Source organism: Planktothrix rubescens CCAP 1459/22 (genome assembly GCA_904830895.1).
Classification (GTDB): Bacteria; Cyanobacteriota; Cyanobacteriia; order Cyanobacteriales; family Microcoleaceae; genus Planktothrix; species Planktothrix agardhii.
On the sequence record LR882960.1, the window covers coordinates 80,634 to 93,983 of the forward strand.

Consider the following 13,350-nt stretch of genomic DNA (forward strand, 5'->3'; position numbering starts at 1 on the left):
TGATATTAATTGATATAATTAATTAATCAAGAAAAACATCCGTCACAGTACAGAAAAACTCAGGGATTGTCAACACTAAAACAGCGAGATTCACCATGAATAATTTATCAAGCTTCAACTTCAACTTCAATTCCACAGAAATTCGCGTCACTTTTGAGAATAATCAATTTTGGTGGGTAGCCACTGATATTTGTAATGCCCTTGAAATCGTTAACCCATCTCAAGCTATGGGACGGCTTGATGAAGATGAAAAGGGTATATGTTCAATATATACCTCCGGTGGTGAACAGGAAATGCTTTGTGTTAACGAGTCTGGGTTGTACTCATTAATTTTAGGTTCTCGGAAAAAACAAGCCAAGGTATTCAAGCGATGGGTAACTGGTGAGGTTCTCCCGTCCATCCGTCAAACAGGTAGCTACAATTCCAAACCAGTTGAGTTACCATCACCCCAACTAATTAGCGATGCTTTGGTTGCCGTTTTCAAACCGACTAATGTTGACCCCAAATTAATATCTGGAATTATTGCCAACAACATCGCCAAAACCTATCCTGCCCTAGCCCTAGCAATGGAGGATGCTAAGAAAAATCTAGCCGTTGAGGTAACGGAACAGCTTTTAACTCCCACAGAAATCGGATTAATTCTTGAAGAAAAAACCGGACAAAAACACTCAGGAATTAAGGTTAACAAGCTCTTAGCTGAAAAAGGATTACAACACCCAAACCCCGATGGAAAGGAACCCGCTTGGCTTCCACTAGGGTCAGGGATGGAATTTTCTAAATTATTATTGAGTGCCCAAAAAGGGCCAAAGGATGCAATTCGACAACACCTCAAGTGGTATCCTTCCGTTGTTGACCTTTTATGTTGACCTTTTAGAATAATAAATAACAGATTTTGTTATTCTGTTATTGCGATAACAAATTCTGTTATTCTGTTATTCTGTTATTCTGTTATAGGGAGTTTAAAACAATCTCCTAACCCCAGGCAGAATAAACTCAGGGTCGCCCCAAATCCCAAGATTTCCTTGATACGCCTCATATTGTGCCATCAAGATATCCTGACAAAGTAGAATCCCTCGTTTGGGGAGATTATATCTAACTACCGGAAGCAAATCATAAGCTAATCCTTGTCTCAATAATTCTACCTGAATATTCAACTCTCTTGAACCAATAAACCAATCAGCTAATAATCTCCCATATTTATCTGCACCATAATCTTCAATAAAAAACAATTCTTTATTAGAATCTATCAAATCCTCAAGAAACTTCTTAGCTTCTTGTCCCCATTTACTAGGCATCTCTGGGCAATCAATCCAACGACACCTTGAATTAATTACCCCTTTCCTATGGATTATTCTTATCGTATCACCATCAACAATTGAATGAACTCTCACGGGAACCAGTACCATAAAAACCTCAATATTTTTAGAAAATATCGCATTATTTTTTCAGATAACTCTTAATCGAATCATCTGAAAAAAAGACGTGAGAAATAGGATTATCGTCAATAGAATCCAATATATCTTGTACCCCAGAATAACAATCAATTACCTTAATTGGTATCACCCATTGACCGCCCTTGACAAACCTTTTATTAACAGCTACCTGAGCAAGAAAGGTAAAGCATTTATCAAAAGCAAACCGACGAAGCAGGTTATCTGTTATCTCAAAAGTCCCCAATTTTTTGCCAACCAGAAGGATTAAGTCAGAGCCACTTATCATCCCAAAATTACCAATTGGCAAAGGTTCTGAGAGCGTAGCTCTGCCTTCGTCATCTTGAAGAAGTTGCAAAATTAAAGATAAAATATCGGAGATAGCAGGGTCTACTGAAATTACCACCTTAGAGTAACCAGCTAAACGAAAAATCACATGACCCAAATCAGGTTTGTTACCCGCAGGTAACCCTCGAATCATTTGCTTATAGTACCTTCCCTGATTCTTATCCTCCTGATTCTTATTCGCCTGATTCTTCTTCCCAAAACCCAATTTATTATCCATAATAAGTAGTTACAAGTTATTTTGATTCTATTTTCATTTTATATGAAAGGTCGCAACTCTCCAACCCCGATAAGACAATTGACAATTATCACTGTCAACTGTCAACTAACTCCTTAGATATTCTTGCTGATAATAATTTGTGAGATTAATAATAGTAAATCTCTCCTGAGCAATAACAATATTTCCATTCAGAAGATAGAATCTTATTCTTGAGTCGTCTGAAATTTTCATAATATTATTAATCTCTTAAAGCTAATATTGATGGGAGTTTAATAGGTTCCCCTAAATAAATTGGAGCGTCTGAAACCAGAACTTTAACATAACTTTCTCCCTTGTGAACCTTAAACCAAGTTACTATCGGGGGTTGAATAATCTTCATTGAATCATCAACAATTATTTCTGCCCGTACCATCCCATCCAGAATTGGTTTTAGGGTTGCTGGTAAATTATCTGCTGGGTCAATTTGTCTTTTCAGATACCAATAGACTTCCAACCAAACTTTACTATGAAATTGAGTTTTACCCCAACAAATTGCCTCACAATCTTCTGTCCAAGCCTTCTTATCTGCTGCTGATTTATACGGATTACTTCTAGCTGATGCTATTATTTTGTTCAAACTCGGTGGCAATGGAAAAATTAGTTTCTCTATCATAATCCTAAATCAATAATCGAACAAACTACCAAAGAAAAGACTGGATTATTATTGCTAAAATAATGAGGATATAGTTCCATAAAATTCTCGATAAAATCCTCAACTAAACCATCATAACCAGAACTAAAAGTTAGTTTCCCACTGTCTTCAAAACAATCTATTGAAACTGCACCAATAGTTATTAAGATTAGGTTCTTTGAAAACCGACTAGATTTAGAGTTTGGATTCTTTTTTATATGCAAAATTAATGCTGCAATATAGACTAAATCCTCCTGGTCAAGTAATCGAATATCTGGGAAATTCATGGCTATCCTCCTAATATTATTTTATTGCAATTCTCAACACAAGTCAATCATTGTAGGGGACTTCTTTTGGTAAAATTTTAGACAAATTCACAGGTCTTGCTCAAATTCAAACGATGACACCGAAAAACTAACTGACTTCGGGATAAATTAGCTCTAAATGGTCATGTTTTGTCGTTGATATTAGTATTAATTAGTTGTTTTTAACAAGGATAGGCTTGGTACTTAACGAATTTCTTCAATAGTTTTCTCAACATTATTTTTAATAAAATCATTCCCATATAATTTGATTGCTAAATCAATAAGAAAAGTTGAAGAAATTATCAGGAAACTTATAAGTAAAATCCAACTTCTGATTCCGCCTGGTGTTCCGGTTATGATTTTGCCAAAGGTTCTTAATCCTGATAAATCTGATTCTAAATCTTCCCATTCTTTCTGATTTCTTCGTTGGTCGGATTCTAATTCTCTGATTCTGGGGAGAAGAGCATTGTCGGAAATATAGAGATTTTTTTCAACCTCTTTGAGTCGAATTGCAGCTTCTCTAATTTCTACCTCAAGCCAAACGAGTTTCTCAATTTGAGATTGATCAAGACCTTTGATTCCTGTTCCTGAGAATAAAGGTTCATTTACTAACTTTTCTATTAGTTTTTCTAACCCATTGTTGTTTCTCCTAATTTCCGAATGTTGCAAAACTTCAGGAATAGCTTTAATTAAAGCCAGGTTGCGTTCTTCTGAGATTCTCAGGGATTCTTGGAGTTGTTTCGACTCGGTGATATCAATTCCAAAGATTGCTATTCCTTCGTCGTATTTTCTAGCTGATATTAAGAAGAATTTTTTAGGATTCCTACACTCAATTTCCCAATTTCCTGATTCAAAATCAGAATTTATAAACTCCTGCATTACCTCTCTTAGATTATTGCCATTGTTTAGCCAGCCCAGGGGTTGATTGCAAAAATCCTCTATGGTTTTATCAAAATATCCAGCCATTTGTTCATTGACCAAAATATAAGTCAAATCATAAGAAATATAACTAGCTAAACCGGGACAAGTAGATAAAAAAATTGAGATTAAATCATATTCAGTTTCCCACCCTTCGCCAAGCTCAAAGCATCGAGTTTCGGATTCTGGTATATTTTTTTTCATGGTTATTATTTACTTTCTACCTACTGTTTTATCTAAAAAAATGATTGCTAACTCTATATCAATTATGCTAACAGATTTATATTATAATGTCAATATTTTATGCTATAGTTGTTGCAAAATAGAATTAGGTTAAGATTTAATGCAGCATTATTCTTATCGAATTGTTGTTTGTACACTTTGTCTAATTGCCATAATTTCACTATCTGGGGGAATCTATTTATCAATAATTGAGAAACCAATCCCAGAGAGTTTGATTGCCCTTGGGGGAAATGCTATTGGAGCTTTAGCAGGATTATTAGCACCGTCTCCTATTCGTAATAATTCTGATTAATAAAGATTAAGATTAAACGTTATTTTTTACTGCTAAATCTAATTCGGCTTGAGCATTTTCTTTGCGAATTTTAATCTCTCGTTCGTCGTTATCATTTCGATTAGAACCTTGGCTTAATTGGTCTATTCTTTCTTTAGTTTGGAGCCACTTCTGATGAGAGGTTTCAGCCCAAGACTGAACTTCCCACTCATGGATTTGCTGGCAGACTTCAGAAGGAATCCGGTCATCTCCTTAAATGAATGCCTTGATTCCTCTGTGTGCGCCCCCAAGGGTTCAGATGTCGCTTGATAGGTTTGCGTTAAAGCACTTTCTTGTGCGGGTGCGGCGGGAATATGGTGGCGACTCAAAATTATCCATTCCCAGAAATCCGAACGGTCGAAACTCTGGGGGTCTATGGCCAGGAATAGTTTACGGACATCTTCTATAAATGGGGTTTGAGATTTGGCGATCGCAATTTCCTGTACCCATTCCTCAAACTGCGGGTGAGCTTCCCAATAGATTTTTTCTTTAGCTAATTGAACTCGGAGAGCCTCGGCTTCTTGGAGTTCACGATTGCGGACTTCATGGGGGGATTTCAGGAATTGAGAATAGTAGTCCTCAAATCGGGGACTGCCAGTGGAATCGGTGGAAGCTAACCAATCAGGAATAGAAGCGATGGGCTTGGTAAATCCCTCAATCTTTTTATTGACAAAATTCAAAAATCTCTCTCGCTCCGGTTCTGAGAGAGTATTAAAAAATTCTTTATAAGTCTTAAGAGTCTTAAGAGAATCTGACCCTCTCTGTGTAAGGGTTTCAGGGGTCGGTTGTTGCATTTTTGCACTAGCTGTTGCATTTTTGCACTGGCCGTTGCATTTTTGCACTGGCTGTTGCATTTCTGCACTGGCCGTTGCACTGGTGCAACACTGTTGCATTTGGTACACATCTAAAAGTCCCTTTCCCGTTACCGCAACTTTGGCTGAGATAATCTCCATTTCTATAAAGCCTTTGCTATCAAGCTCTTTCATCGCTCGGCTAATTGTGCTCCGGTTTACTCCCAGTTCCTTAGCGATGGCAGCCGCCGTTAACTCAATTCCATTGCTGTACGGGTCAGTAGTTCTGATGTAATACAGGGTATCGCGGGCGCCGGAGGTTAATTCCCTGCAAGCTTTTACCCATTCTTGGTGTTGCAATGGGTAGAATTTCCCCTCAATCTTTACTTTTGATTCTGTTGATTCTGTCATTGTTTTATCCTCAATAAATAAACTTGAACTTCTTATCTGTAATGGGTTTCAGCGTTTCCTACCCGTGTTTTCGAGATGTCCAATACCCTATTTCCCGTAGTTCTTGTCGTTGGCGTTGTCGTCGTTCCTGTGGGGATTCCAGGTAAAGCCATTGCTCATCAACTGGGATGGCTTCAAATTCGGCTTGAGTCATTTGTGGGTATAACTCCGGCGGTGTCCAATTCTTGAGTCGAGCGGGTTCTGAGGGTTGAGATTGAGGTTGAGAAGCGGTTCCCGACATCCAAAGAACGACCCATTGAGTAACCTGAACTGCAAACTCTGGACTTAACCACATGGCCAGATGGACTGCGACTTGAGGATGTACCCAAGTTCCCTGAACTGGCTTGTCCGCACCCTGAAACACTTGTATTAATTCAGTTGCCGGAATTCCGACCACTGGATTTCGGGCGATAATCTCTATCCCTAGATTCTCGGAGAGGGCCGCAAGATATTCCTTGGTCGCGTCGTTTTCAAAGTAGTGACTCCACTTTTTCCCCGCCGCCTTACAGAGAGCAGTGGCATTGAGATATCCGTCCCCCCGCCGTTGCCCGATGGGTAAATCGTTGGCTGAATGAAAAACTAAAGTTGAGGTCATAATTTCCTTTTGTTAATTGTTAATTGTTAATTGATTTGGTAGATTTGGACTTGAATTTGGTAAACTTCAACAAAATTGTTTTGGCTTGAGATTCAGTCAATTCATCTGGGTTTAATTTGAGAGGTTTACCGCTTTCAAGGTGGTCATATTCGCAGTATTGACGGATTAATTCATGGCGGTGAAAAACCCAGCCACAGGATTTACAAAGGGAACTATCTAAGCCTGGAATTGAGTATTTATCTCCACACAAACACTTAGATAAATCTTCTGAATTAATCCAATTAGATAAAGTTATGCTCTTTCTCACTCTGCCTGTTGGATTTACTGTTCATTGTATAAAATACGTAATTACACATTTAATATAATATAATTGCGTATTTATGTCCAGTAAAGTTTTGATAAAGTTACAAGGGTGATTCTATGGATTTAGAGAATAGAGAAAGATTTGCAATAGCAGTGAAAGCTTTACGGGCTGATCGTAATCATGAAGAATTCGCAAAAATTATTGGAGTTTCCAGACCCACAGTGATTGGATGGGAAAAATGTAAAGTTGACCCGAAACGAGAAAGCCTAGAACAGATTGCCCAGTTACGAGGGGAAAGTCTTGATGAATTCCTTTCTTACCTCAGTGGTGCGAAACGACGCGACCCATTGGAACGTCTGACTCAACAAATTGCCGGACTTTCACACGAACAGATTGCTTATGTACTTCGGGCTTTAGCCGACCGACTCGACCCTTCTTAATAATTTCTTTCTAATATAACATATTTACATTTTTATATAAATATGTTATATTAGAATAGAAAAAGTAGGTGCAGACGATGGGAAAATTACCAACAACATTCACGAGCCTGGATTTAACTGGATTTGAGATTGAGAAAACCAATTATCGGGAAGTAACGAGTTCAATGGTCGAAACAACCTGTGCGGTTCTACAAAAGAATCGTGTAGGGATTGTCGTGCGGTCAGTTCATGCAGGACTCAAGCATATTTATGGGATTGGAGGAAGTGCCGAGACAGTTTGCGCTTTATTAAAGGAATGGCGGGCTGAGAACCTTTCAAGTCTTAAACAAGGTAAGAATGATAAGGATTTCGTTTCGGCAATCCTTGAATCTTCTGATGATGGATTGCTTGAAGAAACTGATATCCCTGAAGAATATCTAACAGTTTCTCGTCAAATGGCGATCGCATCTTATCGACTGGCTTTTCAAAAAGCTGATACTTCGATTAGTGGCGAAAGACTCAAACAATTAGCTGGTGAGAACGACCTTTTAACATCTCAACTCAAGGAATTTCCTCAACTCAAACTTGAATTAGACTTTTATAAGTCTGAGTATGAGCGGCAACGGAATGAATTGAAAGAAGCCTATATGAACCTGAATAAACAACAACTTGCCGATAGTGATAATTTCCGGCAACAATTAGATGGGCTGTATCAAGAACGGAATGATTTAACGGTTAAACTTTCTGAAGCTGAGAAACGTTTACTTGAAGTTTCTGACCTTGAAACCAAAGAACGTGAACGTAGTGGTGAAATTTCTCGACTCAATGGTCAATTAGAAGCACGGGAACGAGAAATTTCCTCGCTTCATAGTCAAACCCAATCCTTACAATCTCAAATTGGGGAGAAGGAAGTTCTTGAATCTCAACTCTCAACCATTCAAACTCAACTCAAAGAAGCCAATGAGACAATTATTAATTTACAATCCCAAGACAAGCTCAGGACTACGGTTGCCCTAGAAGTTGATTCCCTAGAATCTGAACAAGTTGAAGAACTTAAATTTGAACTTGAGGAAAAGATAGCCGCCCTCAATAAAGCTGAACTCCAGTTAGTTGAACAGGATGCGGAAATCAATAACTTGAGAACTCAACTCAAACAAACCATTATTCCCCCTATTCCTGCCTCCGTTACTTCCATCACTTCTAAGACCAACAAAAAACTTGCTAAATAACCATAACGTTATTCCCATAGCAGAAAGTTTGTTATGGGGATAACAAATAACAGGGATAACAGAATTTGTTATTGGAATAACAGGAATAACAGGAATAACAGAATGATGGGAGAATTAGAATTAATGTTGGCGGCGAGATTCCCTTTAATTTATGTGGTGTCTGCCGAAGAAGAACCAGCAGAAGAAGAACTTTTGAATGTAGCTAAGTCAAGAAAGTCTCAAATTTACTTCTGGGATTTTGCACGGGGTTGGAATGATAATAATGCTGATAAAGGTCAACCAATGGGGGCTTTAACTCGAATAGCTAAATCTCCTAAAGACCAACCCACAATATTTGTACTTAAAGATTTAGGTTGTTTAATAGCACCGGGTTCTAATAATCAAATAAATCCTGGCCAGTTACCGTTAGTTCGGGAAATCAAGAATCTAGCACGGGAAATGAGTCGTGACCGTCGTTGTTTGGTTATCCTTTCTGACCAATTACGTTTACCTACAGAACTCCGCGAAGAAACAACAATTGTGGATTTTAGTTTGCCTAGCATCGGGGAAATCTCAGAGTTAGTTAATAAATTGGTAGGTTTGAAATTAAAGGTATCGCCCGATGGACGGGAGCAACTTCTTAAAGCCCTGACAGGATTAACTCGGTGCCGCATAGCCCGTGTATTAGCTAAATGCCTAGCCCGGTCTGGAAAAGTTGATGAGAGTGCCATTGGGGTAATCATCGAGGAAAAACGCCAAACCATCAGAGAGACGGGAATCCTAGAATTTATCCCTGTACAGACTGGGTTAGATTCTGTTGGGGGTTTGGAGAATTTGAAGGCTTGGGTTAAATTGCGATCGCATAGCTTCACTGATGCCGCTCGTGAATATGGCTTACCAAGTCCCAAAGGTGTGCTACTTGCAGGTATTCAAGGCACAGGTAAAAGTTTATCGGCAAAAACCATAGCTGCCGAATGGAAATTACCGTTATTGAGATTAGACGTTGGAAGGTTATTTGGTGGGATTGTTGGGGAAAGTGAGTCGCGGGTCAGACAGGTAATTAAATTAGCAGAAGCTATCGCGCCCGTGGTGCTTTTCATGGATGAAATTGATAAATCATTCTCAAATAATCAATCAGATGGGGATTCAGGCACAAGTAAGCGGGTATTTGCAACCTTATTAAGATGGTTAGCCGAAAAGACCGCTCCGGTATTTGTAGTGGCTACTGCCAACAATGTTGAACTTTTGCCTGCTGAATTTATTAGAAAAGGCAGATTTGATGAATTATTCTGGTTAAGTTTACCGACTCAATCAGAACGGGAACAAATCTTTAAAGTCCACTTAAACCGTTTAAGACCCTTCGACTCCGCTCAGGAGAGCCCTAATCAAGAATCCAATCAATTCAACTTTGAATTATTAGCGTCGGGTTCTAAAGATTTTTCCGGTGCTGAAATTGAGCAAGTAATTTATGATGCGATGCAATTTGGATTTAGTCAAAACCGAGAATTTACAACTGAGGATATTTTAGATTCAATTGCAGATTGTATTCCTTTAGCTAAAATTGCCAGTCATCAGATTGAAGCCTTAAAAGATTGGGCCAGTCGGAGTGGGGCGAAATCTGCTTCTCTATCTATTTGCTACCGCTTTTAGAAGTTGATTATCAAGAGGATTTCATTTAATGAACAAATCAATTAAAGCCAAAGCATTTTATTCAAGAAAAACAGCAACTAAAGAACTAATTTCTCTAATTCAGGAATTGGAAAATCATCTAAATTGGATGATAGAAAATGATCAAACCTTAGAAACTTTAGAAGAAAATATTGTTGATTCATTCAATAATATTCAACAAATATTTGATGAACTCACTAACTAAAACTATGCAAGTAGTTAAACCCCAAACAGCTAACTGGAAACCACCAAAAAATTTACCTCAGAATTGGAGAACTATTAGATTATCTGAAATTGAACAACAACCTTATGGCGTTTATCGGAGTCGAAATGGTCTAGCAGTCATAATAAGTTGCTGTCGTTACGAAGATAACAAAAACTGGATTCATTTAAGTATCTCTCGAAAAGACAAGCTCCCTTCTTGGTCGGAATTTGTTCAGGTCAAAGAGATTTTCCTTGGTAAAGAATCGACAGCAATTCAAGTAATTCCCCCTCGTTCACAGTGGGTAAATGATCATCCATTCTGTTTGCATCTTTGGCAATGTTTAGATGAAACTTCAATCCCTGATTTTCGCATAGAGGGAACGATTTAATTAGCTACCGCTTGATGATTTTAGTTATTTTTAGGAGAAAACAAATGCAAGCATTAACAATACATCAACCTTGGGCTAGTCTCTTAGTCAAAGGAAAGAAACAATTTGAAACCCGTAGTTGGCAACGGAATTATAGAGGAAAACTAGCAATTCATGTAGGGAAAGAACCGTTGAGTCCCTTAGAAGATTATATTGAATGCTATCGGTTCCTATCAGCATAAACTTCGATTGAATCCAATGCTTCGTGATTTTCAACTTTGGCTTTTAATTGTTGGTGATTCTCACAAATTCATTAAGCCTGAAGCTGAAAGTATGGCGGTTTTAACTTGCTGGGAAGATACACCAGTCAAAGGGAAGAAACCAGCAGTTAGTCAAGAATTTCTATTTACTGATTTCCCCATTGACGAAATTAAACTTTACTTTGAAAGTGGGGTTCTTTTGCTCCCAAGTGAACGTTAATTGAACAAACTAATCCCTTAATCAAATCAAGTAATTAATTAAGGGATTACTACCTAACAATTCTCAGTATTTAATTAGGAGAAAGCAATGCAATATTACAAAGTTGAATTCACTATCAATCCCGATGGCACAATCACTGAAAAAGTTCTCAATGGTTCTGGCAGTAGTTGTACTGAACTTACTAAGGATTTAGAACTTGGAGAAGTCAAATCTCAACAACTTTTACCTGAATATCAAGAACAAAACCTAATTAATCAAGAACAAGAGGATAATTTATGGCAAGGATTTTAGTTTTGTTGATTCCAACTCTTTTTCTAATTACGATGTTGCTTCTCAAACATCAATTCTATCTAAACCAAAATCATTAACTCAGGAGTAAATTATGTCACATCTAACAACTATCAAAACCTCAATCAAAAGCCATGTTATCCTTGAACGAGTTCTCCATAAATTACTACAATCCCAACTTGATATTCTAACCGGAGCAACTCTCGAAACCAATAGCATTATCAAGGATTATTATGGCAATAGCACAATAGCAGACTTTGTTATTCGACGACCAAGGCATAACTATAATTTAGGATTCAAGCTCAATTCTCAAGGAGAATATGAATTTATTTCCGATAACGATGCTTGGGGGAAAACTAAATTTATGGAGGCTTTATTACCAATGTATGCAAGGGAAAACACAATTTATCAACTACTAGCTCAAGGATTTGAAATTGAATCCCAAGTTGAAACTGATGGGACTATTAAGATTGTTGCTGGTAAATGGAGCTAAAACCAATAATATTAAGGAAAGTAGAATTAAAAGTCTTCAGGATTCTGAGGGCTTTTTTTTATTGTGATTTATTATTGTCAAAAATAAAATATTGTAGTATGATAGAAACACAGTTGTTATTTTGAATTAAAATGGTTTCACAAATTACGGCTAAGTTAGCAGTTTCGACACTAAAAGATGCAGTTTCAGATTTTAACTTTTGGGGAGAATCAGAATCGGATAGTCCGTTAGCAATTAAGCGCTCAAAGACCCCGTTAGATGATAAAAAAGTTCTAAGTTTAGATGCCGCAGCCCGGAAAAAAGCTGTTGGAGTAGAAGGGTATAAACCCCCGGAGCGGACTGTTCGAGTGATGGGTTTGAAAGAAACATTTTCCCCATTAGTTCAGCAAGCCCTAACTGAATTTCAAGCCGGAGCAACTGCGGTAATCGGAGGAGCCGGAATTGAAACTTTAGAAGTCACGGCAGAATCCTCGGAATATTACATCCAACTGTACTCGCTCTTTAAATTGTTAGATACTCCTAGAGTTTTGTACGTTGAAGATACGGGAAATTCCCCTGACCCCTATACCGGATTATTCATTACGGGACTAAGTAGTGATGGTGAAACAATTTATGCACAAGCCTTGTTAACTCAAACTTAATTCTCCCTCTCTAAAGTTCTCCCTCTCTAAAGTTTTGGCATTAAAAAAAGACTATGGATCAGCCCATCCTAGTCTTTTTTTATGGACTTAATTTCGGGGACTTAATTTCGGGGATTCAGGAAAATAAGTATTTTAATTTGGGGACTTCAGAAGCAGATTTCCAACCGTCTTGTCCCTCAGTCCAAACTAGGGTATCGGGGGTGATTTGCCATTTTAATTCCGATTCAGAAATTGGGATAGCAACCCCATCTTTAACAATGTGCCAAATCCTATTTGATACTGCTGCTGGTACTGGCGGGGGTACAGATGCCGGAGCGGTTAGAGTCGGGGGAATAGTTGGGGGAATAGTCAGGGGAGCCGGGGCAGTTAAGGTAGTTGGGGTAGTTGGGGGCGCCGGGGTAGAATCAGAATCCTGAATAGATTTTTCAAAACTATCAAAGAAACGAAGTCTAGGTTTAGTCCGAGGTTTAGCAAGGAGTTCTTCTCCGGTGCGGGGATTACGAGATTTCCGTTCCCCAAACTCCTTCGGGTAAAATACCCCAAATTTGGAGATTTCGACTTCATTACCCGCCCGTAATTCTAATTGAACAAATTTGATAAAACCTTCAAGGACTGATTCAACAGTCGAACCACTGTATCCTGTTAGTTTTTCGATGTAGGTTGTGTCTAGCATTTTATTGTTGATAATATTAATTCGATTGTAATTGTATTTACTAAAATGGTCAACTACTTAACTTTCACCAACTTGAAGTAATCAACAAAATCAATTAACTCGTACTCTCCTGTCTATATTGACAGTTCATTAGTTTGGTAACTTGGTTTTCTGATCATCCTAATTGAAGTTTATTTACTTAATACAGTAATGCAGTATTTACTTAATGCAGTGTTTACTTGCTGTTTTATCTCTGTATTGCAAGTAGATTTTACTGAATCAGAATCTGACTGAATCCTGCAAACTGTAATAAAATACTTAATTAATGCAGTAAGTAAGTAAATCAGT

At 37.9% G+C, this 13,350-nt stretch carries 20 protein-coding genes; 12 read left to right on the top strand and 8 right to left on the bottom strand.

The features are described 5' to 3' along the window. The first annotated feature begins 95 nt into the window (after positions 1-95). Positions 96-866, top strand: a complete 771-nt coding sequence (locus tag NMG86_RS25500) for a BRO-N domain-containing protein (RefSeq protein WP_052338778.1) — start codon at positions 96-98, stop codon at positions 864-866. Positions 867-959: 93 nt separating this feature from the next. On the opposite strand, the gene NMG86_RS25505 is transcribed toward NMG86_RS25500, so the two are convergent. From NMG86_RS25505 to NMG86_RS25525, 5 genes are all read right to left on the bottom strand, one after another. Next, positions 960-1,406 carry a thermonuclease family protein gene (locus NMG86_RS25505; protein ID WP_026798279.1) on the bottom strand — a complete coding sequence of 149 codons (447 nt, stop codon included), beginning with the start codon at positions 1,404-1,406 and terminating at the stop codon, positions 960-962. 31 nt (positions 1,407-1,437) lie between these two features. Further along, positions 1,438-1,995: a hypothetical protein gene (locus tag NMG86_RS25510; RefSeq protein ID WP_026798278.1), complete on the bottom strand. Its 558-nt coding sequence runs from the start codon at positions 1,993-1,995 to the stop codon at positions 1,438-1,440. A 238-nt stretch (positions 1,996-2,233) separates the two neighbouring features. Next, a complete protein-coding gene (locus NMG86_RS25515) occupies positions 2,234-2,647 on the bottom strand; it encodes a RusA family crossover junction endodeoxyribonuclease (protein WP_042158573.1) in 414 nt (137 codons plus the stop codon). After that, positions 2,644-2,952, bottom strand: coding sequence for a hypothetical protein (locus NMG86_RS25520; protein ID WP_042158571.1), 309 nt, complete (start codon positions 2,950-2,952; stop codon positions 2,644-2,646). The genes NMG86_RS25515 and NMG86_RS25520 overlap by 4 nt, the downstream gene beginning before the upstream one ends. Before the next feature lie 222 nt (positions 2,953-3,174). Beyond that, positions 3,175-4,092, bottom strand: coding sequence for a PAS domain-containing protein (locus tag NMG86_RS25525; protein WP_254034195.1), 918 nt, complete (start codon positions 4,090-4,092; stop codon positions 3,175-3,177). 139 nt (positions 4,093-4,231) lie between these two features. On the opposite strand from NMG86_RS25525, the gene NMG86_RS25530 reads away from it, so the two are divergent. Further along, positions 4,232-4,423: a hypothetical protein gene (locus NMG86_RS25530; RefSeq protein ID WP_141295111.1), complete on the top strand. Its 192-nt coding sequence runs from the start codon at positions 4,232-4,234 to the stop codon at positions 4,421-4,423. 122 nt (positions 4,424-4,545) lie between these two features. Here the strand turns inward: NMG86_RS25530 and NMG86_RS25535 are convergent, their stop codons facing one another. After that, on the bottom strand, positions 4,546-5,643 hold the full coding sequence (locus NMG86_RS25535) for a MarR family transcriptional regulator (protein ID WP_499103749.1): 1,098 nt from the start codon (positions 5,641-5,643) through the stop codon (positions 4,546-4,548). A gap of 58 nt (positions 5,644-5,701) precedes the next feature. Beyond that, positions 5,702-6,277, bottom strand: a complete 576-nt coding sequence (locus NMG86_RS25540) for a KilA-N domain-containing protein (protein ID WP_052338789.1) — start codon at positions 6,275-6,277, stop codon at positions 5,702-5,704. 420 nt (positions 6,278-6,697) lie between these two features. On the opposite strand from NMG86_RS25540, the gene NMG86_RS25545 reads away from it, so the two are divergent. The 10 genes from NMG86_RS25545 to NMG86_RS25590 all read left to right on the top strand — a co-directional run bounded on the left by NMG86_RS25545 (position 6,698) and on the right by NMG86_RS25590 (position 12,350). Then, the gene (locus NMG86_RS25545; RefSeq protein ID WP_026798315.1) at positions 6,698-7,021 is read left to right on the top strand and encodes a helix-turn-helix transcriptional regulator; all 324 of its coding nucleotides are present in this window, start codon (positions 6,698-6,700) and stop codon (positions 7,019-7,021) included. Between the two features lie 77 nt (positions 7,022-7,098). After that, entirely contained in the window at positions 7,099-8,229 is a 1,131-nt protein-coding gene (locus tag NMG86_RS25550; RefSeq protein WP_499103750.1) for a hypothetical protein, read from the top strand. A 102-nt stretch (positions 8,230-8,331) separates the two neighbouring features. Beyond that, positions 8,332-9,858 (top strand): Ycf46 family AAA ATPase, encoded by a 1,527-nt coding sequence (locus tag NMG86_RS25555; RefSeq protein ID WP_043939575.1) that lies wholly within the window; start codon positions 8,332-8,334, stop codon positions 9,856-9,858. A gap of 28 nt (positions 9,859-9,886) precedes the next feature. Beyond that, positions 9,887-10,081, top strand: a complete 195-nt coding sequence (locus NMG86_RS25560) for a hypothetical protein (protein WP_026798314.1) — start codon at positions 9,887-9,889, stop codon at positions 10,079-10,081. Positions 10,082-10,085: 4 nt separating this feature from the next. Beyond that, on the top strand, positions 10,086-10,469 hold the full coding sequence (locus tag NMG86_RS25565) for a DUF7694 domain-containing protein (RefSeq protein WP_040957816.1): 384 nt from the start codon (positions 10,086-10,088) through the stop codon (positions 10,467-10,469). Between the two features lie 44 nt (positions 10,470-10,513). After that, the gene (locus tag NMG86_RS25570) at positions 10,514-10,690 is read left to right on the top strand and encodes an ASCH domain-containing protein (RefSeq protein WP_081694532.1); all 177 of its coding nucleotides are present in this window, start codon (positions 10,514-10,516) and stop codon (positions 10,688-10,690) included. 16 nt (positions 10,691-10,706) lie between these two features. Then, complete coding sequence (locus tag NMG86_RS25575; protein ID WP_052338788.1) at positions 10,707-10,928, top strand: DUF6876 family protein; 222 nt, start codon at positions 10,707-10,709, stop codon at positions 10,926-10,928. A gap of 87 nt (positions 10,929-11,015) precedes the next feature. Next, positions 11,016-11,219 carry a DUF2997 domain-containing protein gene (locus tag NMG86_RS25580; RefSeq protein WP_026798804.1) on the top strand — a complete coding sequence of 68 codons (204 nt, stop codon included), beginning with the start codon at positions 11,016-11,018 and terminating at the stop codon, positions 11,217-11,219. A gap of 91 nt (positions 11,220-11,310) precedes the next feature. Beyond that, complete coding sequence (locus NMG86_RS25585) at positions 11,311-11,709, top strand: DUF1257 domain-containing protein (protein WP_254171933.1); 399 nt, start codon at positions 11,311-11,313, stop codon at positions 11,707-11,709. A 131-nt stretch (positions 11,710-11,840) separates the two neighbouring features. Beyond that, on the top strand, positions 11,841-12,350 hold the full coding sequence (locus NMG86_RS25590; RefSeq protein WP_026796183.1) for a hypothetical protein: 510 nt from the start codon (positions 11,841-11,843) through the stop codon (positions 12,348-12,350). Between the two features lie 115 nt (positions 12,351-12,465). Here the strand turns inward: NMG86_RS25590 and NMG86_RS25595 are convergent, their stop codons facing one another. Next, a complete protein-coding gene (locus tag NMG86_RS25595) occupies positions 12,466-13,023 on the bottom strand; it encodes an HU family DNA-binding protein (protein WP_499103752.1) in 558 nt (185 codons plus the stop codon). Between the last annotated feature and the right edge of the window lie 327 nt (positions 13,024-13,350).